Raw genomic sequence first — 24,359 nt, forward strand, 5'->3', positions numbered from 1 at the left:
TGCCAACGTAAACACCCGTTTCAAGCCGGCATTCTGACCCCGTTCAACGGGGGTATCAGATGTCCACGAAACATGACGTGCGCCGGATGGCCGAGGAAATCGTCGCGCGAGAGGGCGGGTTCGTGAACGATCCCGACGATCCGGGCGGCGCGACCAAGTACGGCGTCACCATCCACACGCTGCGCAATATCCCCTGGGGGGACCTGGACGGCGACGGAGACATCGACGTGATGGACGTGCACGCGCTCTCGCAAGAGCATGCCGTCACGATCTTCGAGGAGCGCTACTTCTTCGGGCCGCGCATCGACGAGTTGCCCGAGGCGCTGCGGGCCACCGTCTTCGACATGTACGTCAATGCCGGCGCCAACGCCGTGAAGATCCTGCAGCGGCTTCTGTGCGAGATGGCGCCGCCCGAGATCGCCGTCGATGGCGTCATCGGTCCGCAGACTATCGCCGCCGCCAACCGTGCCTGGGAGCGGGCCGGGGCGTTCCTGGTCGATGCCTACGGGATCGAGCGGCGCAACTTCTACTTCCGCATCGCCGACCGGCGCCCGGCTAGCCGCAAGTACGCGCGCACCCGCGCAGGCGGCAAGGGCGGCTGGATCAAGCGGGCCGAAGAGTTCATCTCGCGCAAGTACCACATGACCGATGCGCAGTTCCGGGCGCGGGTGGCGGCATGGGGCTGATCGGGCAGATCCTCTCCACGCTCTTCGGCGGTGACCGCAATGCCGTGCGCGAGCTGGCGGAGGTGTTCCGCGTCAATGCCGAGGCTGCGTCGAAACGCGGCCATGACCTGGACAGTGCGGCGCTGGACCAGTTTGCCGCCGAGTTTTGCCGCCGGACGCGGCGCACCTGGTGGGACAGCCTGATCGACGGGCTGAACCGCCTGCCGCGCCCGATGCTCGTGCTGGGGGTCTTCGTCATGCTGATCTGGAGCGTGGCCGATCCGGTCTTCATGGCGAAGGTCTTTGCCTCCTGGGCGATCATCCCGGCCCCGGTCTGGGCGCTGATCATGGTCATCGTGACCTTTTATTTCGGGGGGCGTCAGCAGGCCAAGGGGCTGGAGTTCCAGCGCGACGTCGCGGGCCTCATGGCGCAGACGCAGACCGTCCTGAACAGCCGCGAGAGCCTCGGGGCCCTTGAGGCCGGAGATGCGCCCCAGGTGCGCGCTCCTGAAGTTTCCGACAATCCCGCCCTCGACGCCTGGCGGGCGTCGAAGTGATCCAGAAAGGACCCGATATGAAATCCGCGACCATGGGAATGATCGCCGCGATCCTCACGCTCCTGATCTTTGCCGCCCTGTCTTTGCCGGCCGAGGCGCAGACCCTGCGCCACTGCGCGCCGCGCGCCGACGTGATCGAGCGGCTGGCTGCGATGTATGGCGAAACCCGCCAGGCCATTGGCCTGGGTGCGAACGGCGCGATCATGGAGGTTTTTGCCTCCGATGGGACGGGCACCTGGACGATCACCGTGACGATGCCCAACGGCATCTCCTGCCTGGTCGCCAGCGGGGACACCTTTAAGGCGATCGACGCAGATCCCGCGCCCGAGGGGGATGCCCTTTGACTGCCGCCGATCTATTCGACATGGCCCTGAAGGCCATCCCGATCCTGCTTTCTTTCGCCGCCATGATCGTGGCGGTGATCCGTACCCGGCGTTCCGAGGTGGATGAGCGCTTCAAGGCCGGGTCCGACCGCATGGACCGGCACGAGGCCCGGATCGCGCGTGCGGAGCAGACCATCAGCGGCATGCCCTCCAAGGATGACGTTCACAGCATCCAGTTGAGCATCGCCGAGATGAGCGGGTCGCTGAACCGGATGGAGGCCGTGATCGGGGGCAATGCCCAGATCATGCAACGGCTGGAAACCATCGTCAGCCGCCACGAGGACCACCTTCTGAACGACAGGAACCGGCCATGAGTTACGCCGAAGAACTGCAGCAACACGCCCGCCTGGCGATCCTGCGGATGCTGGAGGACGCGCCGCGCTACACCTCCAACGTCTCGATCATGACCGATCTCCTGCCGCGCTTCGGGATCACCTATTCGCGCGACCAAGTGGTGACCGAGCTGAGCTGGCTGGCCGAACAGGGCATGCTGACCACCGAGGAGCTGGCGGGCGGCTTCATCGTCGCCACGGCAACCACGCGCGGCGTCGAGATCGCCCAGGGCATCGCCAAGCATCCCGGCGTCCAGCGTCCCCGGCCGGGGAGCTGAACCATGCCCCCGCCCAAGAAGCTGGACCTGATCCCGGAGGAGTTGCGCCGCTGGCTGGCCGAAGAACTGCGCGACCGGGGTTATTCCGACATCATCGGTGTCACCGAGGCGCTGAACTTCAGGCTGCAGGACGCTGGCCTGGAAGTCACCGTGGGCAAGACGGCCGTTGGCGATTTCTCGAAGGCGCTGAAGGACCAGCGCGAGGCCTTCGCCATCGCCGAGACCCTGTTGTCAGATCTCGACATCGAGGCTGAGGGTGAGTTGCACAAGGTGCTGATGCAAATGATCGCCACCAGCGCGATCCACATGATCCAGTCGGTTCGTGCCGAGGACCAGCACCTCGACCCGAAGGACCTGATGAGCCTTGGCCGAATGCTGAAGGACCTCATGAGTAGCTCCGGCATGCGCGAGAAGCTGCTGGCAGACGAACGCGCCCGCGTCGCGCGGGAGGCGCGCGAGGCGGCGCAGGCGGAGATGGACGAGGCGCTGGAGGCCACGGCCACCGAGGCCGGGCTCTCGGCCGAAATGCTCGACCGGCTGCGCAGGGGCGTGCTGGGGCTGCGGACATGAAACGGTCGCGTGAACAGATCGACGCGATCCTGCTGGTTGGCGACTACCACTGGCGCAGGGGGTCGAAGTGGCGTGCCGCGCTGGCCTGGTGCCTTGGCCGCCGCGAGGTTTTTGTCACCCATCTGGGCGATGTTGCCAAGGTGAGCTGGTGGCGGGGCGAACCCTACCTGGTCGCACTCAAGGAGGCGTCATGACCGAGCCACTGCGCGCCATTGTCCTCACCGACCGGCGAGAACATCGCCGCAGAGCTGATTGCGGCTCAATCTGGATCGCGCCTTGCGAGGAAGGCGAGGAGGCCGCGCTCTGGTTCGTCTGTCCCTGCGGGTGCGGCCAGGTCAGCCGGATCACGGTCGGGCACCGGCACAAGCCCAAGGCCCACGGCGCGACCTGGAACTGGAACGGTTCGCGCACCGAGCCGACGCTGCAGCCATCGGTCAAGGTCCACCGCAACGAGACCTGCACCGGCTGGCACGGCTGGCTGCGGGATGGCTACTGGGAGGTGGCATAGAATGACGCTCTGGGACCGGATTTGCATCCATGCCTGCTACCATCTTTGGAACCCGGTTCTGGTAATCCTGGATGATCGTTGGGTCGCGGAAGTCTGGCGCACCTACGGAGATGAGTGGCCGGGCTGGGAGGCGTTCCGCTGATGCGTGGCTGGCAGTTCATCACCCCCGCGGGGCATCGCTCAAAGGCTTATCCATCGCGCAGCGAGGCAGTGATCGAGGCCGTGCGTTTCATGGTCGTGCAGCTGTTCGCGCGGCTGGGCGTGATTGCCGAGCCTGAACGCCTTTCGCCGCAGCAGGCCGAAGAGACCTTCCGCGAGCTGGAACCGGAAGGCTGGAAGATCGAGGGGGTGCGCTAATGGTCTATCCGGCAGAGGTGGCGAACGACATGGACGCGCACGCGCGCTTTTGGGCGGGGCGCGACCGAGAGGCCGAACGCGCCTGTCGCGACGCCGCGCGCGCGATCCGGGTCCTGCTGGCCGGAAAACGGCTGGATGGCAGGTTTTGGGGCGGGCTGCACCGGCGGTTGTTGAGGTTGGAGCGGCACGATGTCGATTGGCACGTCAAGGGCTATCCCGATTTCACCCGCGCGCGCCTTTGCATCGAGCGTCTTCTACGGGAGGCACGCGCCGCATGACCCAGCCCGTCCTCTCTCGCGATCCCGAGGAACTCCCCGTCGACCTGCCGCGCGGCGGGGACATCCCAGCGGATCTCGACCCGCTCGCCGAGGGCATCCTCATGGAGCACCAGAAGACCTGGCTGGAGGATCAGTCGGATCTGAAGGTCTGCGAAAAGGGACGCCGGACGGGGATCACCTTTGCCGAGATGCTGGGCTGCACCCTGGTTGCCGCCGGTTCGCGTTCGGCCGGCGGGCAGAACTGTTTCTACATCGGCGATACCAAGGACAAGGGCCGCGAGGCCATCGGCTATGTCGCCCATTTCGCCAAGGTGGTGGCCGGTGAACTTGGCCAGGTCGAGGAGTTCCTCTTCGAGGACCAGCAGCCCGATGGCACGACCAAGCAGATCGCGGCCTACCGTGTGCGCTTTGCCTCCGGGTTCCGGGTCGAGGCACTGTCGTCGAACCCGGCGAACATCCGTGGTCTTCAGGGCACCGTCGTGATCGACGAGGCGGCGTTCCACCGTGACGTGCGCGAGGTCATCGACGCGGTGAACGCGCTGCTGATCTGGGGCGGCAAGGTGCGGGTGATCTCGACCCACAATGGGCACCTGAACCCGTTCAACGAGCTGATCCGCGAAGCCCGGGCGGGCAAGAACGGCTTCCACGTTCACAAGTTCACCTTCGGCGACGCGGTGTTGAACGGCCTCTTCAAGCGGGTCTGCCTGATGAAGGGCGAGACGTGGTCGCAGAAGGCTCAAGACGCCTGGGAAGCGCAGATCCGCAGCTCCTACGGCGCGCGCGACGCCGCGATGAAGCAGGAGCTCGATGCGATCCCCTCGGAGATGGCCGGCGCCGCGCTGACCCGGGTGCAGATCGAGGCCTGCCTTGTGGAGGGCGTGCCATTCGAACGCTGGCACCAGCCGGACGCCTTCAAGAACGCGCCGGAGGAACAGCGCAAGGCCGAGACCCTGGCCTGGTGTGAGGAACACCTGAAGCCAGCTCTCGACGGCCTGGACCCCAAGCGCCGCCACAACCTGGGCGAGGACTTTGCCCGCACCGGCGACGCGACCGACATCGTGATCCTGGAAGAGGGGGAGGACCTGCGCCAGCGCTGCCGCCTGATCGTCGAGATGCGCAACATCCCCTTCGGCCAGCAGAAGCAGGTCTTCTTCTACATCGCCGACCGTTTGCCCCGCTTCATGAAGGGGGCCGTCGACAAGACCGGCAATGGCGCCTACCTCGCCGAGGAGGCTGCCATGCGCTACGGCAGCCGGATTGAGGAGGTGAACTTCAGCCGCGAATGGTACGCCTCGGAGATGCCCTCCTACATCGAGGCTTTCACGGACCGCACCATCGAACTGCCCAGGCACGCCGACGTTCTGGCCGATCACCAGGCGCTGCAGTTCGTCGACGGGATCATCCGCGTGCCGCGCGATTTCCGCTTCAAGGGATCGGACGGGCTGGATCGTCACGGCGACAGCGCAGTGGCCGGGGCGCTTGCCTGGTACGCCAGCCGGCAGACCGGCACCGAGATCGCCTACCAGCCGGTGACAGAACGCCGGGACGGTCCCGACGACAGGGACAATGACCGGCCCTGGTGGCGCCAGCCGCTGGGCGCGCGTCTGCGCGGGGGGATCTTCTGAAGCCCGCGCCGACAACAGGCCCGAAGGGGCCGGGAGCAGTACCAGTGCTCCCGACACGGGGAACCAGCTTTGCCACCCCGCCGACCGTCACTCACGTCCGGCCGCCCGATGCAGACCCTGCACGGCAAGCGGTAAACAGAAAGTTAACCGACATGAGAGATCCCGAAATGCGCCAGGCGCGCCCCATCGCCCCATACCTGGGCGGCAAGCGCAACCTGGCGAAACGGATCTGCAAGATCATCGACGCGACCCCACACTCAACCTATGCCGAGCCCTTCGTTGGCATGGGCGGGATATTCCTGCGCCGTCGGCAGGCGGTGCGGGCCGAGTTCATCAACGACTTCAGCCGCGAGGTCTACACGCTCTTTCGCGTCCTTCAGGAACACTATGTCGCCTTCCTCGACTTGCTTCGGTTCCAGATCACGACGCAGGCGGGGTTTGAACGGCTGATTGCCGTCGACCCGGAGACCCTGACCGACATGCAGCGCGCTGCCCGGTTTCTTTTCCTGCAGCGCTGCGCTTTCGGTGGAAAGGTCAGCGGTCGGAATTTCGGCCTTTCGACTGACCGTCCCGCCCGGTTCAATCTGACCACGCTGGAACCGGACTTGGAGGCTTTGCACGAGCGCCTCGCCGGGGTCACCGTGACCTGCCTGGATTTTGCGGAGTTCATTCGGCGGATCGACCGGGAGGGGACGCTGTTCTATCTCGATCCGCCCTACTGGGGCAGCGAGAGCGACTACGGCAAACAGGCCTTCACGCGCGAGCGCTTTGCCGACCTGGCCGGGCAGCTCCGCTATGCGAAGGGGCGGTTTCTATTGTCGATCAATGACGTGCTCGAGGTGCGCGAGATCTTCGACTGGGCCGAGCTGACGCCGATCCGGACGACCTATTCCGTCGCCAAGGGCGCAGCACAGACCGGCCGGGGCGAGCTATTGATCTCGAATTTCCCGCTTTCGGCTAACGCATCCGGAAAGGAGTGACCAATGACCCAACTGGTCGATCAATGGGGCCGCCCAGTCCGTAAGGGCGAGCTGACGCGCGAAGTGGCAGGCCCCACCCTGACAGGCGTGCGCTCGCCGCTCACGGGCTATCCCGGCGACGGGCTCGATCCGCGCCGCCTGGCGAACATCCTGCGCGAGGCGGACGAAGGGCATCCCGAACGCCAACTGGAGCTGGCCGAGGCGATGGAGGAGCGCGACCTGCACTATGTCGGCGTGCTGGGCACGCGAAAGCGGTCTGTCACCCAGCTCGACATCACGGTCGAGGACGCCAGCTCGGAGACGACCGACAAGCGGATCGCCGAGGATCTGCGGACCTGGCTTCTGCGCGACGAGCTGAACGACGAGCTCTTCGACATCCTCGACTGCATCGGCAAGGGCTACAGTTTCACCGAGATCATGTGGGACAACTCGATGGGGCAGTGGCAGCCGTCCTACCTGGAGCAACGGGATCCGCGATGGTTCCGCTTCGACCAGGGCGATCTGCGCACCCCCATGCTGATCGGCGAGAACGGCCAGGACGAACCTCTGCCGGCCTACAAGTTCATTCATCCCCGCATCCGGGCAAAGAGCGGGATCACGCCCCGGTCTGGGATCTGTCGGGCCGTGACCTGGGCCTATCTCTTCAAGATGTACACCCTGCGGGACTGGGCGATCTTCACCCAGACCTACGGTCAGCCCCTGCGCGTGGGCAGATATCCGGTGGGAGCCTCCGAGGATGACCGGAACACGCTGTTCCGGGCGGTGGCGAACATCGCCGGCGATTGCGCCGCGATCATGCCCGAGGGCATGGAGATCGAGTTCGTGGAAACCGGCAATGTCGGCGCTTCTGTGGATCTCTACGAGAGCCGGGCCGACTGGCTGGACAAGCAGGTCTCGAAGGCCGTCCTGGGCCAGACCGCGACCACCGACGCCGAGGTCGGCGGGCTGGGGTCCGGCAAAGAGCACCGCATGGTGCAGGAGGACATCGAGCGGGCGGATGCCAAGGCGCTCTCCGGGGCGCTCAACCGCGACCTTGTGCGCCCCTGGGTGGATCTGAACTATCCCGGGCATGGCCGCTACCCCCGGATCGTCATCGCCCGGCCCGAGGCCGAGGACCTGGTCAAGTGGATGCAGACCGTCGGCGCGGCAGTGGACCGTGGGCTGGCCGTGTCGGAGGACGATGTCTATGCCAAGCTCGGCCTGCGACGGCCCGCCGAGGGGGCCAAAATCCTGCGTCCCGGGGGGCAGAATGCGCCGCAGGCGCCCGGTCAGCCGGGGGCGGGGGACGGAACCCCTCCTGAGAGCGCCGTTAAATACCCATTAAATACCCTCGCCGCTCTTTCGGCGGCGGAGGCCCGTGACGAGAGGAAAGACCCCTCAGCGGGCGACACAGCGCCTCTCGACATTGCGGTCGATCGACTGACCGAGGAGGCCGCGCCCGAGATCGAGGCGATGCTGGGGCGGATCGAGGCGATGATGGCCGCGGCCGAGAGCCTGGACGAGCTCCGCGAGATGCTGCTCGGGGCCTATCCCGAGATCTCGCAGGACGCGCTGGCAGAGGTCCTGACGCAAGCCTTCATTGCGGGCGATCTTGCTGGCCGGTTGATGGCAGGGGATGGCGATGGCTGATTTCGCCACGACATTTCGGAAGCCGTTCAAGGAACAAGTGGCGGCCTTCCGATTGCGGCTGGGCAACCAGGTGCCCACGGCCAAATGGGACGATCTGTGGAAAGCGCAGCATGACCGCGCCTTCATGGTGGCGGGCGCCGCCAAGGCGGATCTGCTGGCGGACCTGGCAAAGGCGGTCGAGAAGTCCATCGCCGAGGGTACCAGCCTGGAAGAATTCCGGCGTGACTTCCGGCAGATCGTCGAGCGGCGCGGCTGGCATGGTTGGACCGGGGAGGGCACGAAAAAGGGCGAGGCCTGGCGCACCCGGATCATCTACCAGACGAACATGCGCACCAGCTACGCCGCCGGCCGACATGCCCAGCTGGTCGAGGGCGGGTTCAAATATTGGGTCTATCGCCACGGCGGTGCGCTGGAACCGCGCGAGCAGCACCTTGCATGGGATGGTCTGATCCTGCCCGCAGATCACCCGTTCTGGGCGACGCATTATCCACCTAACGGCTGGGGCTGCAGCTGCTATGTCGTCGGCGCCCGTTCGTTGCGGCAGGCGATACGCCTCGGCGGCAACCCGGACGTCACGCTGCCTGACAACTGGAGGGATCTGAACCCGAAGAGCGGCGAGCCGGACGGGATAGATCGGGGCTGGGGGTACGCCCCCGGGGCCACGGTCTCGAATACGGTGTCAGCGCTTGCAGGCAAGCTGGACAGTCTTCCCGAACAGCCGTCGGTGGATCTGATCCAGAGCTGGCTGACCGAGAACCTGTTTGGCAATTGGCTGGCAGATCCCAAGGGGCTGTGGCCCATGCTGCGGCTTAGCGACGAGCAAGCCGAACGAATTGGCGCATCGACCCGTGTGGCCATGATGTCGGAAAGGACGGCTGAGAAACAGCTGCGCGAGCATCCCGAGCTGACAATCTTCGACTATGGCCAGGCACAGCGCGTTGTCCAGGAGGCGACGGAGGTGCTCCATGATGGTGACAAGAACCTGATTTTCGTTTTGGCACCGCAAGGGATGAGCGGACATGTCCTGGTCGTAAAGGCAACACGCACGGGCAAGGCCCTGTTCGTCACGAGCTTCAGGCGGCTGAGCGGATCCGAAGAAGTGAAACGTCGCACTATCGAGCGACTTCGTAGGAGGAATTCGGATTGATGTGCAGGCGGTGGGGCCTCGCCCCCGGTTGCCCGGAAACCCCACATGGCACTCCGATCCGAAGATCGTGTTACGGCCGCGAGAATATCACCGTGTCACGCCTGCGCAGAGGAATATAGCGATGATCGAAGTCGATGTCACCACCGACACCCTGCGGCCAGCGCTGGGGGAGGCGCAACAGGCGCTCTCCGACCTGACGCCTCTGATGCAGGATATTGGCGAGTTGATGGCCGAGCGGACGAAGGGCAATTTCAAGACTGGCACAGCGCCGGACGGCACGGCCTGGGCACCGCGCAGCCAGACAACGCTGGACGCCTATGCCGCGCGGGGCGACACGCCGAAGGGCGGTCCGCTTGTCGGGGTGACACGCGCGTTATCGACGACGATTGCCTACGAGGTCGCGGCCGGACACGTCGATTGGGGCTCAAACATGATCTACGCCGCCGTGATGCAGTTCGGCGCGGCCCAGGGGCAGTTCGGCGCGCGGATCGGCAAGGACAAGAACGGTCGCGACTTCTTCATGACGATCCCCTGGGGCGACATCCCGGCCCGGCCTTTCGTCGGCATTGGCCCCGAGGATGAGACCGCCATTCTGGAGACCATTGAAGACTATCTTAAAGACTTGGTCGACGACTGATCCCCCGCACGACCTTGCCAACGTAACAGGGGCGTTGAAGCGGGCATTTTGCCCTCATGAACACGCGTCCCGATATCTCGTCCTTCGAGGCGGTGGCCCTTTCGCTGGAAGGCGAGGCCCCGCCCGACTGGATCCAGCTCCTGCCCGCGCCGGGCAAGAAGTTCCGCTCGATCGATGGGCGGGGCCCCTGGTTCTACGACAGCGCCGAGGAGCTGATTGCAGCCAGCACCGCCTCCGGTGAGCGGATCTTCATCGACGTGAACCACGCCACCACGCGCTCCGCCCCGAAGGGTGGCGATGCGCCGGCGGTGGGCTGGATCGAGGAGCTTCAGGGCCGCCCGGACGGGATCTGGGGCCGTGTGACCTGGAACAGCAAGGGCGCCGAGCTGATGGCGGACCGCGCCTATCACGGCATCTCGCCGGTGATGTCCTTCAACAAGGCCACCGGCAAGGTGGCGCGGATCTTCCACGCCTCCCTGACCAATACCCCCGCCCTGGGTGGGGCCATCGCATCCCTTTCCGAGGAGACAGACGACATGAACATGGCCGCAATCGCGAAGGCTCTGGGCCTCGCGGAAGATGCCGGTGAGGACGCGATCCTCGCCGCCATCTCGAAGCTGAAGAAGGGCGCGGAGAAGCCCGCCGAGCTCTCCACCCTGGCGCTTGCGCTGGGGGCCGAGGAGGGCGCCAGCGTGGCGGAACTGGCCGTCCTGGCCAAGGCGGCCGTGGCGAATGCCGGCGACGCCGACGAGGTGGCCGAACTGACCCAGCAGCTGGGCGATCTGCGCGCCGAGCGGTGGCTGGACCAGAAGGTGGCCGAAGGTCGCGCCATCGATGCGGAGCTGCGCGCGGAACTGTCGGCGCTCTGGATCGACAATCCCGAGCGCGCGGAGAAGCTGGTTAGCCGGCTGCCCAAGCTCTCGCGGACCCACACCGCCAATCCCGCCCCGAAGGGCGAGGCGATCACCGAACTGAGCGCCGACCAGAAGGTGGTCGCCGACCAGCTCGGGGTGTCCCACGAGGACTTTCTTGCGCAGCTGAAGGCTGACGCGGGCGAAGAGGAGGCAGCCTGATGGCCGCACTGACCGCAGACCGCAACACACCCCGTTTCGAGGGTGACATCCGCCAGGGCGATGTTGCCGCCTCGACCCTGATCTATGCCGGCGCCCTGGTGATGCGGGATGCCTCGGGCAACCTGGTCGAGGGCCAGACCGCCACGGGCCTGGTCGGTGCGGGCCGCGCCGAAGAGCGGGTCGACAACTCAGCAGGGTCGGCGGGTGACCTGACCTGCGATTACCGCCCTGGCATCTACCGCTTCGCCAACTCGGCGGCGGCGGACGAGATCACCAAGGCCGAGATCGGCGACGTCTGTTACGCAGTCGACGATCAGACTGTCGCCAAGACCGATGGCACCTCCACGCGCTCGCCCGCCGGGCTGATCGAAGGTGTCGATGCCAACGGGGTCTGGGTCCGACTGGACGAAGCCCTGACCGCCGCAGCCGCGGCCTGAGAGGAGACCTGACATGCTCATCAATGCCGCAAACCTGAACAGCCTTCGCGTCGGGTTCTCCGGGGCCTTCAAGAACGGCCTGGGCATGGCGCCCAGCCAGTGGAGCAGCGTCGCGACCGAGGTTCGTTCCTCGCAGACCAGCCAGAAATACGGCTGGCTGGGCCAGATGCCGAACGTCCGCGAGTGGATCGGGCCGCGCGCCGTCCAGAACCTAGAACAGCACGATTACTCCATCGAGGAGAAGGGCTTCGAGCTGACGGTCGGGGTCAAGCGCCGCCATGTCGAGACCGACAACCTCGGGATCTACGCGCCCATGTTCACCGAGATGGGGCGCGCCACCGGGGCCAAGAAGGACCAGCTGATCTATTCCCTGCTGAAGGCCGGGTTCACCACAGAGTGCTACGATGGCCAGAACTTCTTCGATACCGACCACCCGGTGAAGGACGAGAATGGCGACGATATCTCCGTTGCCAACACCGACGGCGGCTCCGGCACGCCCTGGTTCCTGCTGGATACCTCGCGCGCGCTCAAGCCGCTGATCCTGCAGATCGGCAAGGAATTCAAGTTCGTTTCCAAGGACCGCGAACAGGACGACAACGTTTTCGACAACGCTGAGTTCGTCTACGGCGCCGACGGCTACATGAACGCGGGTTTCGGCTTCTGGCAGATGGCCTGGGGGTCCAAGCAGACCCTGAATGCCGCCAATTACGCAACGGCGCGCGCCGCGCTCTCGGGCATGAAGGGCGACTACGGCCGCCCGCTGGGCCTGATGCCGAACCTCCTGGTGGTGCCACCCCAGCTGGAAAGCGCGGGCCGCAAGATTCTCAACTCCGAGTACGCCTCGGGTGGCGAGACCAACGAGTGGAAAGGCACCGCCGAACTGCTCGTCGTGCCCTGGCTGGCGTGAGGGGTGAGGCATGACCCGCGAGGAGCTTGACGCGCGCGCCGACGAACTCGGGATCAACACCAACTCGCGCTGGAAGGACGAAACGGTGGCCGAGAAGATCGCCGAGGCAGAGGCCGCGCTGGAGGCGAAGGATACCATGCCGGGAGGGGCCTTCGACGGCTCTGGGCCGGTGCAGGGGGCGGGCGAAGGCGCCGCCCCCATCAAATCCTCCGACCCGAAGCAGCCGCCCGAAGGCGTGCTGACCGTCGTCGGCCCCAAGAAGGGCCGCAGGCGCATCAATCGACACTTTACCCCCGAGCCGGTGAAGATCCCCCTTGCCGAGCTGAGCGATGACGAGATCGCCATGCTGGCCGATGATCCGAAACTTACCCTGTCCGGTCTGCCTCAAGACTGACACCGCGCGCCGTGCCGGAGGGGGCGCGGCGGGCCACTTTCCCGGCGGTTGCGCCCCCGCGCCGCCGGGGCTTTCCACCCTTGTTGAACGGTCCTTCACATGCCCTACTGCACCCAGGCAGATCTCGAAGAGCGCTACGGCACCCAGCTGCTGATCGACCTGACCGACCGGGGCGAGCTGGCCACGGGAACCATCGACACCGACACCGTAACCCGCGCGATCTCCGAGGCGGACGCGCTGATCGACGGCTACGTCAAGGGCCGCTACACGCTGCCCTTCGCCGTGACGCCCGACCCGATCCCCAAGATCAGCCGTGAGATCGCGATCTACACGCTGCATGTCTACGAGCCGAACGAGAAGATCGTCCGCGACTATCAACAGGCCATCAAGACGCTGCAGGAGATCGCCAAGGGCAACGTGATCCTGGACGCCGACGGCGTGACCCCCTCGGAGACCGGGGCAGGCGGCGTGCGCGTCAACGATCGCGAGCGGCCGTTCACGGCCGAGAACCTCAAGGGCTTCATCTGATGCTGTCCGAGGTCAAGGCACGCCTTGAGGCGCAGGTTCCAGAGCTGGACGGCCGGGTCGGTCTCGCCGCCGAGTTCACCGCCATCCTGAAGGACGGCCGTGTTCCGAGCGGCGGCGTGAACGCCTATGTCCTGCCCGGCACGACCACGGGCGTGCCCGCCCAGACGATGGGCGCCGGTCTCTTCATCCAGCCGGTGCGGCGCGGCGTCTCCATCGCCACCTTTGTGCAGTCGACCGACGCGCGCGGCCAGCGCGCCCTGGGCCGCCTCGATGACTTCCTGGCCGACATTCAGAGCGCAATCTGCGGCTGGGCGCCGGGGGGCGAGGTCGGCGTTTTCGAACTCTCTGCCGAGCGCCCGGCACCCTCGCAACGTGGACTGATGGCCTTTGTCACCGAGTTCCGCATCAACGACCAGCTGAGGATCACCACATGACCAGGCTCCCGCAGTCCGGAGGCAGCTTCACCCGCACCGAGAAGGGCGCGCTGAAGCAGACCGTCAAGCCTCCGAAACCCGCGCCACGTCCCAAGCCCGAACCGGCAGAGCCTGCAAAGAAGGAGGCCTGATCCATGCCGATGTACTTCCGCAAAAAGGTCATTCTGGCCAAGATCGAGACCACCTACGGCACCGATGCGGCCCCCACGGGCGCGGCCAATGCCATCCTCGCCTCCGAGATCAGTATCCAGCCGATGCAGGGCGCCGATGCCGACCGGGGCCATGACACGCCTTACCTCGGCGCCAATGCCACGATCCCCTATGATCTGCATGCCGTTATGAGCTTCAAGGTCGAACTGGAGCCTTCGGGCACCGCGGGGACTGTCCCCGCCTGGGGACCGCTCATCCGCGCCTGCGGCTGTGCCGAGACGGTGACCCCCGGCACCTCGGTGGTCTACAACCCCGTCTCGGACAGTTTCGAGAGTGCCACATTCTACCTGCACATCGATGGGCATCTGTTCACCCTGACCGGGGCGCGCGGAAACTGCGATATCACCATCAACGCCAGTGGCATCCCGGTGCTGGAGTTCACCTTCACCGGCCTCTGGACCAAGCCCGCCGCCGGCACGCTGCCCACGCCCGACTACAGCGCCTGGCAGAAGCCCCGCGTCGCGTCGAACACCGCCACGCCGCTCTTCACCATCGACAGCGAGGACATGGTGATGCGCAGCTTCAAGTTGGGACTGGGCAACCAGGTGGAGGGGCGGTTCCTGGTCGGCGCCGAGGAGATCGTGATCGTCGACCGGTCCGACATGATCGAATGCCAGGTCGAGGCGGTGGCCGTTGCGACGCTCGATCCCTGGGCGCTGGCCCGCGACCAGACTTCCGTCGCGGTGGCCCTGACCCACGGCACCGGCGCCGGCCGCATCGCGGCGCTCTCGGCGCCGACCTGCCAGATGCAGCGCCCCGGCAACCCGACCGAGGCTCAGGGCATCATGGAATGGCCGCTCAACCTGGTCCCGTTGCCCGGTTTGGGCAACGACCAATGGACCCTCACCCTGACCTGACGGAGACCCCCAATGGCATTTCGCATCGCTGAAGAGCGTGTGTTCACCCGCACCGTCCAGACCGCCGATGGACAGGACTTTCGCGCCGAGTTCGTCATTCTGCCCGACGACGAGATGGGCGAGGTCAGCGCGGAGGGCGTCGAGGGCGAGAAGGCCGTCATGCGCAAAATCGTGCGGCGCCTCGATGACATCGAGGGCGAGGACAAGAAACCGATCCTGTATTCACCCGAACTGCTGGAGCGGGTGATCGGCTTTGCCGACCTGCGGATCGCGCTCCTGCGTGCCTACAACGAAGGTCGGATCGAGGCCCGCCGGGGAAACTGAAATGGGCCGGGCGCGCGCTGATCGAGGGGCATTTCTCGGACCAGTCCGGCCCGGCCCGACAGATCGACCGGGACGCGGCGTTCTGGGGCATCCCGCCCGAACTCTTGCGGACAAAGGATGCACAGGAGGCGCTCTGGCCCGAGCATGTCGCCGCGCTGGAGGCCTTTGCCGTGGTCAGCAGCCAGTGGCGGATCGAGCCGCGCTTCGGTGCCGCGACCCGCTGGCTGGGTCTGGACTACACCGCCGCGGAGGCCGGGCTACGCCTGGCCGGGATCGATGTGACGCCCGACCTCTGGGCGGACATCCGGCAGATCGAGCAGGGCGCCAAAGAGGCCTTGAACCGGGATTGAATGGGGGGGTGACATGACGCTGAACATGCATGCGCGCCTCACGGCCGATGGCAAGCAGGCGCAGGCGGAAATCGGCAAAACCGCGCAGGCGGCGAGCCATCTCGGCGACGAGATCGAGGACGTCGGCCGCAAGGCCCCGCGCGCGAACCAGGCGACCTCGGCCTTTGCCGGCGGTGGTTTGCGCCAGATGTCCATGCAGTTCAGCCAGGTCGCCCAGCAGGGCGCGGTGACGGGGAATTACCTGCAAGCCCTCGCGGTCCAGGCTCCTGACCTTGCGCTTGGCTTCGGCACCGTTGGCATTGCTGTTGGCGCACTTGTCCCGATCCTCTTCGGACTGTCGCAAGGTCTGTTCGATGTGGGGGAAGAGGCAGAGGATCTCACTGACCAGCTAGACGCGCTGGAGGCTGCGGTCAAGAAGTTCCAGAACGCATCCCGTGATGGCGCCCTTGGTCTCACCGATCTGCGCGACGAATACGGTGCCCTGACCGATGAGGCGCAGGCTTTCTTCGAGATCCAGCGCGAATTGGCCAGGATCAGTGCGCAGCAAGCGTTCGGCGCGGCGATGGGCGGGCTGGCTGATGCCTTCAGCCTGGGCAGCGCCCTCGGTCTCAGCCCTCGGCAGGTGGCTGACCAGGCAAAGGCCTTGCGCGATGCGCAGGCCGAACTGGACAGGTTGAACGCGGGGGTCGGCGAGTTCTCCGACAAGCAGATGGTGGCCGCAATCCGGCGCACAAAGGAGCTTCGCAAGGAGATCCGCGACTTGCGCGATGTTGGCCGGGCCATCGACCAGCTCGCTGAAAAGTTCAACATCTCGGCTGAAGCGGCCACTGAGTTCGCCAAACTCTTGTCAGAGGTCGATGCCGCAAAAGGTCCCGAGGAACAGGCCGCCGCCGCGCAGAAGCTCGCTCAGCATCTTTACGATGCCACGGATGGTCTGAAGGGCGCCGACAAGGAGACGATCTCACTCTACCAGAACCTGCTGGATGTCGTGAAATCGGGTCTGGATTTTGCCTCTCTAGACCTGTCGTCGGGTGTCGGAGCCGCTGCCGATGAGGCCGCTCGCCTGGCTGACAACCTGGCACGCGCGTCACTTGCGGACACGATGGCCCGGAACATGGCCGGTGCCGCCGCTGCTGATGCAGCCCGACGCTTCAACGAGAACCTCCCCAAGGGGATGACGACCGGCACCGGGATCACCTTGCTGGACCTGGAGTATGGCGACTGGACGCCACCGGGCGGCCCGCCCCGGGAGCCAAGGCGATCCAGCGGGGGCGGGCGCTCCGCCAAAACCGAACGCGACGCCGTCCGCGACCTGATCGCGGCTAAACAAGAGGAACTGGACCTGCTGCGGGAGAGCGATCCGATCCAGCAGGAGATGATCCGGCTGCGCGAGGATCTGACCGGTGCGACGGAGGGTGAGATCCGGGCGGTGGCTGGCCTGATCACCACGATCCAGGCGGAAGAACTGGCCAAGGCCCAGGCTGCAGAAACTTCAGAGTTCTTCCGCACCAGCATGTCGGATTTGATCCCTGACCTGGTGCGTGGCGGTGACGATGCGGCTTCGGCCTGGCAGCGGTTCGGCAGGGCGCTGGAAGACGCTGCCTGGCAGGCACTACTGCTGGGTGAAGGTCCGCTGATGGGGCTGGTCAATACGCTCTTCGGGATCTCGGGAGGCGGCGGCGGTGGGCTGCTGGGATGGATCGGCGGGCTGTTCGGCTTTGCCGAAGGCGGCAGCCACGAAGCGGCTGGAATGCACTACGGGCTGGGCGGGCCGAAGTCCGACAGGATCCCGATCCTGACCTCCGCCGGCGAGTTCACCGTCAACGCGAAGGCTACGCAGAAGCACCGACCGTTGCTGGAGGCAATCAACGCCGGCGCGCCGATCCCGGGTTTCGCGGAGGGCGGCGCGCATGGTGGTGGCAGCTACAGCCCGGCACCGGTCGAGGTGCAATTCGAGCTGATCGACCAGACGGAGCGGGGCTTGAAGATAGTACGCCAGGAGCGTGGTGACGGACGTCAGCCCGCCTTCGTCGCCTCCGACATGGTCGATGAGGCCATGAACCTGCCCGGAGGCAAGGCCCGCCGCAGCCTGCGCCGCAAGGGGCTGCGCGATCCGATGGTGCGCACATGACGGTTCCGACATGGCCCTCCGAACTGCCCCGGCCGCTCCGCAGTGCCTACGCCGAGACGCCGCAGGACAACCGCCGCCGCCGCGCTGCCGAACACGGTGTGCCACGCTATGCCCCGCGCTATTCCGCGGTGCCCGCTCTGGTGCAGCTGACCCTGGTGCTCGATCCGGAACAGCAGGGCATCCTCGACCGGTTCTACCGGGCCGACCTGGCCACCGGGACGTTGCCATTCTGGATGCCGGACCCGCGTCGCGACGGATTGCCGTTGCTGGATACAGACGGCACTCTGCTGCTCTTCGAGGACGACACGCCGATCCTAGGCGAGCGCGTGATGCTCTGCCTCTGGGGTGATGAACCCCCTCTTAAAGGCCCCGTTCGCGGGAGCTCCGTTGACTATTCCTTTGCCGTCTACGACCTGCCATGAGCCGTTCTGTTTCCATCACAGCCCGCCGCCACGACGAGGCCCTCCACTCCGACCAGGTCGAAGTTCTGCTGATGCAGTTCGAACATGCGGACCTGGAAGCGCCAATCCGGATCTCGTCTGACGCGACCCGTTTGTCGGTTGATCCGCTGCTCTACGGCACGCGGTCGACCTGGAACGGTGCCGACCCTGAGACCGAGCCTTACGAGTTCGCATTCGCCAGCTACCAGATGCCCGGCGACCAGGAGGATGCGCCGGCCGCGGCACGCGTCATTCTCGACCTCTTCGATGATACTCTGGTCAAGAAGTTGCGCTCGACCATCACCCCGGCGACGGCGCACCTGGCCGTGGTCTATGCCGCGTCCCCGGATTCGGTCGAGATCGAGTACCGGGGTCTTGAAGTTTCGGACATTTCCTATGGTGAGCAGCTCGTAATCACCTCCGCCCGCCGGGCCATCGAGGAGCGGGGCGTGCCCCGCGACCTGATGACCAAGGATCGCTTTCCGGGGCTGTTCCGGTGAGTTGCTGGGCGGTCAAATACCTTGGCATTCCTCAGCAGGATCATGGGCGCACGCGCGATGGCGCCGATTGTTGGGGGCTGGTGCGCCTGGTCTATGCCGGCGAACTGGGGATCGAGCTTCCGAGCTATACCGAGGTCTGTCCGGATCTCGCGGAGCGCGCCGAACTTGGCGCGCTGATCACCGGTGAGCGGGACAAGGGGCCCTGGCGCGAGGTGGACGAAATCGCCGCCTTCGATGTGCTGCTCTTCCGCATCGGCCCGCATGCCACCCATGTGGCCGTCGCCGTCGATGACCGGGATATGCTGCATATACACGGGCACAGTGAGAGCTGCATCGTTCCGATCCGGGAAGCCATGTGGCGCAAGCGCTTGGTGGGAGCCTACCGCTACGCAGGGCCTGCGCCGGTGCGGGTGATCGCTGCACGCGGGATGCTGCCCGACCAGATGCGCCAGAGCTTCGAGCTGGCACCGACGCTGACGATCGCACAGATCGTCGACCAAGTGTTCCCCGGCGCTCCTGAAAGCGTGTTGAGCCGGGTGCGCGTGACGATGGCGAGCGGGTGCGATTGGCATCCCGTGCCGCGGGCCTGGTGGTCCCGCGTCACGCCGCATGCGGGGACTGACGTTGCCCTGCGTCTGGTGCCGGGTGATCCTTTCGGCATCGCAATCAATGCGGCGCTCTGGCTGTCTGCAAACACTGGGCTCGGGACGTTGGCTATCAACGTCCTGGCCTACGGCGGCGCACTGGCGGTCACTGCTCTTGGTGCCGCTGCCCTGACTTCGCTGATCCCTTTGCCGGAAATCCCAGACGGTCCAGGCAACCCGGAAGCGGACTATGCCATTTCGGGATGGCGCAACCAGGCGATCCCCGGCGAGCCAGTCCCGATGCCGATGGGCCGGGTGCGCGTCGCACCGGTCTTTGCCATGCAGCCCTACCAGGAGATTGTCGGTGACGACCAATACGTCCGCGCGCTGTTCCTGTTTGGTTACGGGCGGCTGGACATTTCGGATCTCCGCATCGGCGATACGCCGATCGATGCCTTCGACGCTGTCACCTGGCAAGTGCGCGAAGGGGTAGAGACGGACGATCCGGTTTCGATCACCCCCGTCCAGGTGCTCGAAGAACCGGAGCGCGTCGAACTGGTCTACACTTGGCCGAAAGACGCGCAGGGCAATGACGACAAGAGCGGGAGCCGCCAGGAGCAACCCGTCGTGCGTACCACGGCCGGCAATGCGATCCGGGCCAGCGTGATCTTCAACTTCCCGGGCGGTCTCTACCGGGTCAATGACGATGGCGATCGCAAGGCGCAGAGCGTCACGATCCGCATTCGCCATCGCGAAAAGGGCACCGTCACATGGTTGGATGTCGACACGCTCGAATACCGTGAAGCCAAGGGTGGCGGGTTTTTCCGGCAGTACTCCTGGGGGCTGCCGTCGCGCGGCACCTGGGAGATCGAGGTCACACGGCTCAGTGCCAGCGACGCGGACGCCAAGCGGTCGCGCACGGTGTTTCTCGCAGCCGTGCAGTCCTTCCGGCCGGAGTACCCGATCAACCTGGACCGGATGAATGAGCCGCTGGCGCTCATTTCGCTCAAGATCCGAGCTACGCATCAACTGTCTGGAACACTGGACAATGTAAACGCTCTGGTAGCGCGGTACGCCCCGGAGTGGGATGGCGAGACTTGGAACCAGGCGCTGACCCGTAACCCCGCCTCGGCCTACCTCATGGCGCTGCAGGGACCGGACAACCCCGAGCCGGTTCCGGACGGGGAGATCGACTGGGACGCGCTGGCCGAATGGCATGAATTCTGCGTTGCCAAGGAACTGCACTACGACCGCGACCAACGGCGTTGGGAAAGCCTGTTGGACCGCCTGACGGCCATCGCCGCCGCCGGAAGGGCCAGCCCTTGGCACGATGGCGCCAAGTGGTCGGTGATTTTGGACCGCCAGCCTGCGCGCGAGAGGACCCATATCGCGCCACGCAACAGCCGGAACTTCCAGGGTCAGCGTTCTTTCCTGCGCACGCCGGATGCCATCCGCGTGCGTTTCAAGGACGAAGAGAACGACTATCTCGACGGAGAGATCGTGGTGCCCTGGCCGGGCAAGAGCGCGCCTTTCGACCTGGTCGAGGAGTGGTCGAAACCGGGTAAGACCAATGCCACGGAAATTGCCCGCGAAATCTATCGCGACATGCTGGTGGTCGAGTACCGGCGCGACCGCTGGACCGTCGAACGCGACGGTGCGGTGCGTGTGGAAACGCGCGGCGACTGGGTTTGGCTGACCCATCCCGTCCTGGACAGCGCCCAGGCATCGGCCCGGGTGCTTTCGGTCCAGGACACGCTCATCATCCTCGACGAGGTGGTGACGATGGAGGAGGGGCGGAATTACGCGATCCGCTTCCTGGACTTCGACGAGTCGGACCCGGTCGGGCACTCTGTGCTGAGCGCGGTGCAGACCGTGCCGGGTGAGACGCGGACATTGCATGTCACTGGCGCCGAAGTTCCGGAAGCCGGCGCGATCGTCCTTTTTGGACCTGCATCGGACGTGTCCGAGCGAGCGCTGGTTCTGGACATCGAGCCGGGTGAGGATTTCTGGGCGACGGTCACCCTGACCAATGCTGCCCCCGAAATCGATGAACTGACCGATGCCTATGTGCCAACGACCTGGTCTCCCATCGTGGGGCAAATCGTAGACACGGGCGTCGACCCGCTGGCGCCGGTGTTCGCAGGCGTGCAGACCACGGCCGCTGCAGGCGAGTACGGAAGCTCGGCACGGACGCTCCTTGTCAAATTGGCCCAGGCCGCCGACGAAGTCGCCTATGTAGGCTATTACGAACTGGACCACCGGCTACAGGGCGCCGGTTCCTGGACTACGGTCGATGTCTTCACCTTTGCGAGCCTCAGCTACGATCACGACGATGTGGTCGAACTGCGCGCGAGGGCTATCGACTTCGAAGGGGACATCGGTGCCGACACATCGGTAATAACTTTCACGGTCGGGTCCGATACAGCGGCCCTGGCCGCCCCGATCGACCTGGAGAGCGTCACGGTGACGGCTGGCCTCGGTGTTGTCGATATCTCGGTCGTGGTCGGGGATGGGAACACAGCCAGTGTGCAGATCTTCCGCACCGAGGAAGGTATGACCTTCGATCCCGTCGCGGATGCGCTCGGTGCACCAGAGACGGAAACGGAGGTGGACTTTCTCGGCCAGCCTGTGTCCTCCGGTCAGCCCGTCTCCTACATCGATGGCGACACCACCCGCACGGACCTGGTCGGGGCGACCTGGACGCAAAGCGGAGGCTGGAACAGTGCAACGCTACCCTCCACCCACACGCCGGGCACGGCGGACACGCTGGACCAGGCATTCGCCTTTGTCGCGGGCGAGACCTACCGCATCGCGGTCACCGTCTCCGGGCGGACCGCCAGCAGCTTCGACGTGCGTCTGTCCGGCGGTACAGCGGTGGTCAGCGATCTCATCACCGAGAATGGCGTGACGCTGATCAAGCTGACGGCCCTGAGCGGCAACAACAACCTGCGGATCAGCTGTTACGGCGGGTTCGATGGCACGATCGAGGCCGTCCAGATGCTGCGGGAAACCGCGGGTTGCGCCCCGCAGGGCAACTTCGAGTACCGCTTTGCGGCCCTGAACAGCGACGGCATCGGCTCGGCCGTGTCGTCGGAAATCAAAGTTACAATCGTCTGAGGCATCACATGAGCACAGGAATTCGCATCTCGGACAAGGACGCCCTGGCAGGGCTCGACTATGTCTTTGCCCTTCACAACGGATCAACGGGACCGCTGTCTTCGACCGCATTGGCGACCGCACTCGTGGCCTCCGGCGCCGTGGCGGATGCACTGGCGTTGACGGCGTCTGCATCTGACGTCTCCACCTTGGCCGGTCGGGTTGACGACTTGGAAACTGGCAAAGCTGACACGACCGTAACGGACGGTTTGGATACGCGGGTTGAGGCGCTGGAAGCGTCGGGTGTCGATGGCGCGGCATATACCTCCGGCGGGCCGGTCGCCTGTGCTACGACGGCGAACATCTCGCTGAGCGGCGAACAGACCATCGACGGAGTGCTGACGTCCACCGACCGAATCCTGGTCAAGGACCAGGCAGACGCCAGCGAGAACGGGATCTACGTCACCGCGGCGGGCGCCTGGTCGCGCGCGACAGACATGGACGCGGCAGGCGAGGTGCAAGGCACCGCGGTGCGCGTATCCGGTGGCATGGCGAACGGTGGGCGAGTCTACGTGACCTACACCGAGGTCACGACGCTGGATACCGACGACATTATCTTTGTGGACAGCGGCGATTTTACCGGGCTTCAGGACCAGATCGACCTGAAGGCGCCGCTGGCCTCGCCGGCGCTCACCGGGACACCCACCGCGCCCACGGCGACGACCGGCACCGACACGACCCAGGTCGCGACGACCGAATTTGTGCAGCAGGAGCTGGACGCATCGGGTGCCCTGGAGTTCTCGACCTTCGAGACGCTGGCGGAGGGCGGCCCTTACCTGGTGGATGAAAGCGGTAACGTCATTGCCGACCTTTCCGAGGTTGGGGCGGGCGTGGCGGATGCGGCGACTGCGCAAGCGGAAATCAACGCGGCGCGGGGTGATGCGGCGAGCCTCACCGAGAGGCTGGATCGCGGCCTGACGGACTACGGTGACCTACTTGGGCCGATCTGGGGCGAGTGGAAGCTGCGGAGCGCACGCAACAAGTTGCGGCTCTTGCAGCAAGGATACAGCACGCAACTGGTCCTGAATTTCTTTGGCGATAGCTGGATCGAGGGGCCGTTTATCATGCCGTATCTCGCAAAGGCGCTGCATGATGTCTATGGGATCGCGGGCCTCGGGTGGGTTGGCTTCCAGCATTTCAGCGCAACGGCCTCCACGGCATACACGGACGGCGGCACGCAACCGAACACCCTGCAAGGCAACGCGCGTGACGACCTGGTGACGACGCCGGTGATTGATGGCACATGGTCAAACAACAACGGCGGCACGGGCGCCGTTGCAAACCCGTCGATTGGCGGCGTGACTTGCACCAGTGGTTCCGGCTATGTCCGGTTTTCCTGGACCGGCGCGACCCATGACGCCGCGGACCTGCATTATTTTGGGGACGGCACCGGGGTGATCCGTCATAGCTGGGACGGCGGCGCGACTTGGGAGGCCAACACCAGCCTCTCGACGGTGGGGGTGTCCCATGTTGCGCTTTCCAATGTCCCCGCCACCGCCAGTGGATCGCTGCGCATCGAGCGGGTGAGCGGCAATGTCTCGCTGGCCGGTGTCGATATGAAAAGCAGCGCGGACGGCGTGCGTGTAAATGCCCTGGGCGCGTCCGGGTCGAACAGCAACCAGTGGGCGTCTGTCGATGTGGCAGAGTGGGCGGGCCGCGTGGCGGTGCTGGGGGCCGATTTCACGGCCGGATTGCACGGGACCAACGACCAGTCTGGTTCTCCTACTGCAACGCCAGATGAGTCTGCAGTAAATGTTACAACGCTCATGACCGCGTTGCGGGATGAGGCCCCGACGATGGACCTCCTGTGGATCAGCCCGTTCGAGAATATTCGCAGCGGTGGTTCTGTCTACCCGATGACGGACTATGCCGCCGCGCACCGCACCGCCTCGGTCTCCGGGGGGTGGGCTTATCTCGACCTGCAATATGCAGTTGGGGACAGCACCGACATCTATGAGAACACCACCAACACGCCATTCCTGGAGCCTTTGAGCGGCGGCAATGCCGGGCACCCAAGCCGACCGGAGGGGGGGATGCAGGTGACAGATGCCATTCTGAGGATGATCGCCCCGGCGATTTGAGGAGAAA

Annotated in this window: 31 protein-coding genes; all 31 read left to right on the top strand. The window is 65.5% G+C overall.

Annotation, left to right across the window (positions count from 1 at the left end; translation table 11 throughout):
- Nucleotides 1-59 precede the first annotated feature (59 nt).
- Nucleotides 60-686, top strand: a complete 627-nt coding sequence (locus tag RBB42_RS08605; RefSeq protein ID WP_306043646.1) for a holin-associated N-acetylmuramidase — start codon at nucleotides 60-62, stop codon at nucleotides 684-686.
- Entirely contained in the window at nucleotides 677-1,222 is a 546-nt protein-coding gene (locus RBB42_RS08610) for a 3TM-type holin (protein WP_306043647.1), read from the top strand. The genes RBB42_RS08605 and RBB42_RS08610 overlap by 10 nt, the downstream gene beginning before the upstream one ends.
- 17 nt (nucleotides 1,223-1,239) lie before the next feature.
- Nucleotides 1,240-1,566 carry a hypothetical protein gene (locus RBB42_RS08615; protein ID WP_306043648.1) on the top strand — a complete coding sequence of 109 codons (327 nt, stop codon included), beginning with the start codon at nucleotides 1,240-1,242 and terminating at the stop codon, nucleotides 1,564-1,566.
- The gene (locus RBB42_RS08620) at nucleotides 1,563-1,919 is read left to right on the top strand and encodes a DUF2730 family protein (protein WP_306043649.1); all 357 of its coding nucleotides are present in this window, start codon (nucleotides 1,563-1,565) and stop codon (nucleotides 1,917-1,919) included. Before RBB42_RS08615 ends, RBB42_RS08620 begins: the two co-directional genes overlap by 4 nt.
- Nucleotides 1,916-2,215, top strand: coding sequence for a VpaChn25_0724 family phage protein (locus RBB42_RS08625; RefSeq protein ID WP_069210642.1), 300 nt, complete (start codon nucleotides 1,916-1,918; stop codon nucleotides 2,213-2,215). The genes RBB42_RS08620 and RBB42_RS08625 overlap by 4 nt, the downstream gene beginning before the upstream one ends.
- 3 nt (nucleotides 2,216-2,218) lie before the next feature.
- Nucleotides 2,219-2,785: a phage protein Gp27 family protein gene (locus RBB42_RS08630; RefSeq protein WP_069210643.1), complete on the top strand. Its 567-nt coding sequence runs from the start codon at nucleotides 2,219-2,221 to the stop codon at nucleotides 2,783-2,785.
- Nucleotides 2,782-2,979, top strand: coding sequence for a hypothetical protein (locus RBB42_RS08635; protein WP_069210644.1), 198 nt, complete (start codon nucleotides 2,782-2,784; stop codon nucleotides 2,977-2,979). Before RBB42_RS08630 ends, RBB42_RS08635 begins: the two co-directional genes overlap by 4 nt.
- Nucleotides 2,976-3,293 (top strand): ubiquitination-like system serine protease family protein, encoded by a 318-nt coding sequence (locus tag RBB42_RS08640; protein WP_306043650.1) that lies wholly within the window; start codon nucleotides 2,976-2,978, stop codon nucleotides 3,291-3,293. The genes RBB42_RS08635 and RBB42_RS08640 overlap by 4 nt, the downstream gene beginning before the upstream one ends.
- A 1-nt stretch (nucleotide 3,294) precedes the next feature.
- Nucleotides 3,295-3,435 (top strand): hypothetical protein, encoded by a 141-nt coding sequence (locus RBB42_RS08645; protein WP_306043651.1) that lies wholly within the window; start codon nucleotides 3,295-3,297, stop codon nucleotides 3,433-3,435.
- On the top strand, nucleotides 3,435-3,650 hold the full coding sequence (locus RBB42_RS08650; protein ID WP_069210645.1) for a hypothetical protein: 216 nt from the start codon (nucleotides 3,435-3,437) through the stop codon (nucleotides 3,648-3,650). The genes RBB42_RS08645 and RBB42_RS08650 overlap by 1 nt, the downstream gene beginning before the upstream one ends.
- Complete coding sequence (locus tag RBB42_RS08655; protein WP_069210646.1) at nucleotides 3,650-3,928, top strand: hypothetical protein; 279 nt, start codon at nucleotides 3,650-3,652, stop codon at nucleotides 3,926-3,928. Before RBB42_RS08650 ends, RBB42_RS08655 begins: the two co-directional genes overlap by 1 nt.
- The gene (locus tag RBB42_RS08660; protein WP_306043653.1) at nucleotides 3,925-5,553 is read left to right on the top strand and encodes a hypothetical protein; all 1,629 of its coding nucleotides are present in this window, start codon (nucleotides 3,925-3,927) and stop codon (nucleotides 5,551-5,553) included. Before RBB42_RS08655 ends, RBB42_RS08660 begins: the two co-directional genes overlap by 4 nt.
- A 152-nt stretch (nucleotides 5,554-5,705) precedes the next feature.
- Complete coding sequence (locus RBB42_RS08665; RefSeq protein WP_069210648.1) at nucleotides 5,706-6,533, top strand: DNA adenine methylase; 828 nt, start codon at nucleotides 5,706-5,708, stop codon at nucleotides 6,531-6,533.
- A 3-nt stretch (nucleotides 6,534-6,536) separates the two neighbouring features.
- Nucleotides 6,537-8,162, top strand: coding sequence for a DUF935 domain-containing protein (locus tag RBB42_RS08670; protein ID WP_306043654.1), 1,626 nt, complete (start codon nucleotides 6,537-6,539; stop codon nucleotides 8,160-8,162).
- Complete coding sequence (locus tag RBB42_RS08675; RefSeq protein WP_306043655.1) at nucleotides 8,155-9,309, top strand: phage head morphogenesis protein; 1,155 nt, start codon at nucleotides 8,155-8,157, stop codon at nucleotides 9,307-9,309. Before RBB42_RS08670 ends, RBB42_RS08675 begins: the two co-directional genes overlap by 8 nt.
- Nucleotides 9,310-9,430: 121 nt before the next feature.
- Complete coding sequence (locus tag RBB42_RS08680; protein ID WP_306043656.1) at nucleotides 9,431-9,946, top strand: phage virion morphogenesis protein; 516 nt, start codon at nucleotides 9,431-9,433, stop codon at nucleotides 9,944-9,946.
- Between the two features lie 56 nt (nucleotides 9,947-10,002).
- A complete protein-coding gene (locus RBB42_RS08685) occupies nucleotides 10,003-11,019 on the top strand; it encodes a phage protease (protein WP_306043657.1) in 1,017 nt (338 codons plus the stop codon).
- Nucleotides 11,019-11,456 carry a hypothetical protein gene (locus RBB42_RS08690; protein WP_172430440.1) on the top strand — a complete coding sequence of 146 codons (438 nt, stop codon included), beginning with the start codon at nucleotides 11,019-11,021 and terminating at the stop codon, nucleotides 11,454-11,456. Before RBB42_RS08685 ends, RBB42_RS08690 begins: the two co-directional genes overlap by 1 nt.
- A gap of 13 nt (nucleotides 11,457-11,469) precedes the next feature.
- Entirely contained in the window at nucleotides 11,470-12,363 is an 894-nt protein-coding gene (locus RBB42_RS08695) for a Mu-like prophage major head subunit gpT family protein (protein ID WP_306043658.1), read from the top strand.
- Nucleotides 12,364-12,373: 10 nt separating this feature from the next.
- Nucleotides 12,374-12,757, top strand: a complete 384-nt coding sequence (locus RBB42_RS08700; RefSeq protein WP_306043659.1) for a hypothetical protein — start codon at nucleotides 12,374-12,376, stop codon at nucleotides 12,755-12,757.
- Between the two features lie 99 nt (nucleotides 12,758-12,856).
- Nucleotides 12,857-13,285, top strand: coding sequence for a gp436 family protein (locus RBB42_RS08705; RefSeq protein ID WP_306043660.1), 429 nt, complete (start codon nucleotides 12,857-12,859; stop codon nucleotides 13,283-13,285).
- Nucleotides 13,285-13,719 carry a phage tail terminator protein gene (locus tag RBB42_RS08710; protein WP_069208285.1) on the top strand — a complete coding sequence of 145 codons (435 nt, stop codon included), beginning with the start codon at nucleotides 13,285-13,287 and terminating at the stop codon, nucleotides 13,717-13,719. The genes RBB42_RS08705 and RBB42_RS08710 overlap by 1 nt, the downstream gene beginning before the upstream one ends.
- The gene (locus RBB42_RS08715) at nucleotides 13,716-13,850 is read left to right on the top strand and encodes a hypothetical protein (RefSeq protein WP_305970447.1); all 135 of its coding nucleotides are present in this window, start codon (nucleotides 13,716-13,718) and stop codon (nucleotides 13,848-13,850) included. Before RBB42_RS08710 ends, RBB42_RS08715 begins: the two co-directional genes overlap by 4 nt.
- A 3-nt stretch (nucleotides 13,851-13,853) precedes the next feature.
- Nucleotides 13,854-14,786: a phage tail tube protein gene (locus tag RBB42_RS08720; RefSeq protein WP_305970448.1), complete on the top strand. Its 933-nt coding sequence runs from the start codon at nucleotides 13,854-13,856 to the stop codon at nucleotides 14,784-14,786.
- Nucleotides 14,787-14,798: 12 nt separating this feature from the next.
- Nucleotides 14,799-15,110: a hypothetical protein gene (locus tag RBB42_RS08725; protein WP_305970449.1), complete on the top strand. Its 312-nt coding sequence runs from the start codon at nucleotides 14,799-14,801 to the stop codon at nucleotides 15,108-15,110.
- Between the two features lie 104 nt (nucleotides 15,111-15,214).
- On the top strand, nucleotides 15,215-15,460 hold the full coding sequence (locus RBB42_RS08730) for a DUF1799 domain-containing protein (RefSeq protein ID WP_305970450.1): 246 nt from the start codon (nucleotides 15,215-15,217) through the stop codon (nucleotides 15,458-15,460).
- 13 nt (nucleotides 15,461-15,473) lie between these two features.
- On the top strand, nucleotides 15,474-17,591 hold the full coding sequence (locus RBB42_RS08735; protein WP_306043661.1) for a GumC domain-containing protein: 2,118 nt from the start codon (nucleotides 15,474-15,476) through the stop codon (nucleotides 17,589-17,591).
- Nucleotides 17,588-18,013: a hypothetical protein gene (locus RBB42_RS08740; RefSeq protein WP_306043662.1), complete on the top strand. Its 426-nt coding sequence runs from the start codon at nucleotides 17,588-17,590 to the stop codon at nucleotides 18,011-18,013. The genes RBB42_RS08735 and RBB42_RS08740 overlap by 4 nt, the downstream gene beginning before the upstream one ends.
- Nucleotides 18,010-18,531, top strand: a complete 522-nt coding sequence (locus RBB42_RS08745; protein WP_306043663.1) for a hypothetical protein — start codon at nucleotides 18,010-18,012, stop codon at nucleotides 18,529-18,531. The genes RBB42_RS08740 and RBB42_RS08745 overlap by 4 nt, the downstream gene beginning before the upstream one ends.
- Complete coding sequence (gpJ, locus tag RBB42_RS08750) at nucleotides 18,528-22,232, top strand: TipJ family phage tail tip protein (RefSeq protein ID WP_306043664.1); 3,705 nt, start codon at nucleotides 18,528-18,530, stop codon at nucleotides 22,230-22,232. Before RBB42_RS08745 ends, gpJ begins: the two co-directional genes overlap by 4 nt.
- Before the next feature lie 140 nt (nucleotides 22,233-22,372).
- Entirely contained in the window at nucleotides 22,373-24,352 is a 1,980-nt protein-coding gene (locus RBB42_RS08755) for an SGNH/GDSL hydrolase family protein (protein ID WP_306043665.1), read from the top strand.
- Nucleotides 24,353-24,359 lie beyond the last annotated feature (7 nt).

It is taken from the genome of Mameliella sp. MMSF_3455, from assembly GCF_030733205.1.
Lineage (GTDB): Bacteria > Pseudomonadota > Alphaproteobacteria > Rhodobacterales > Rhodobacteraceae > Antarctobacter.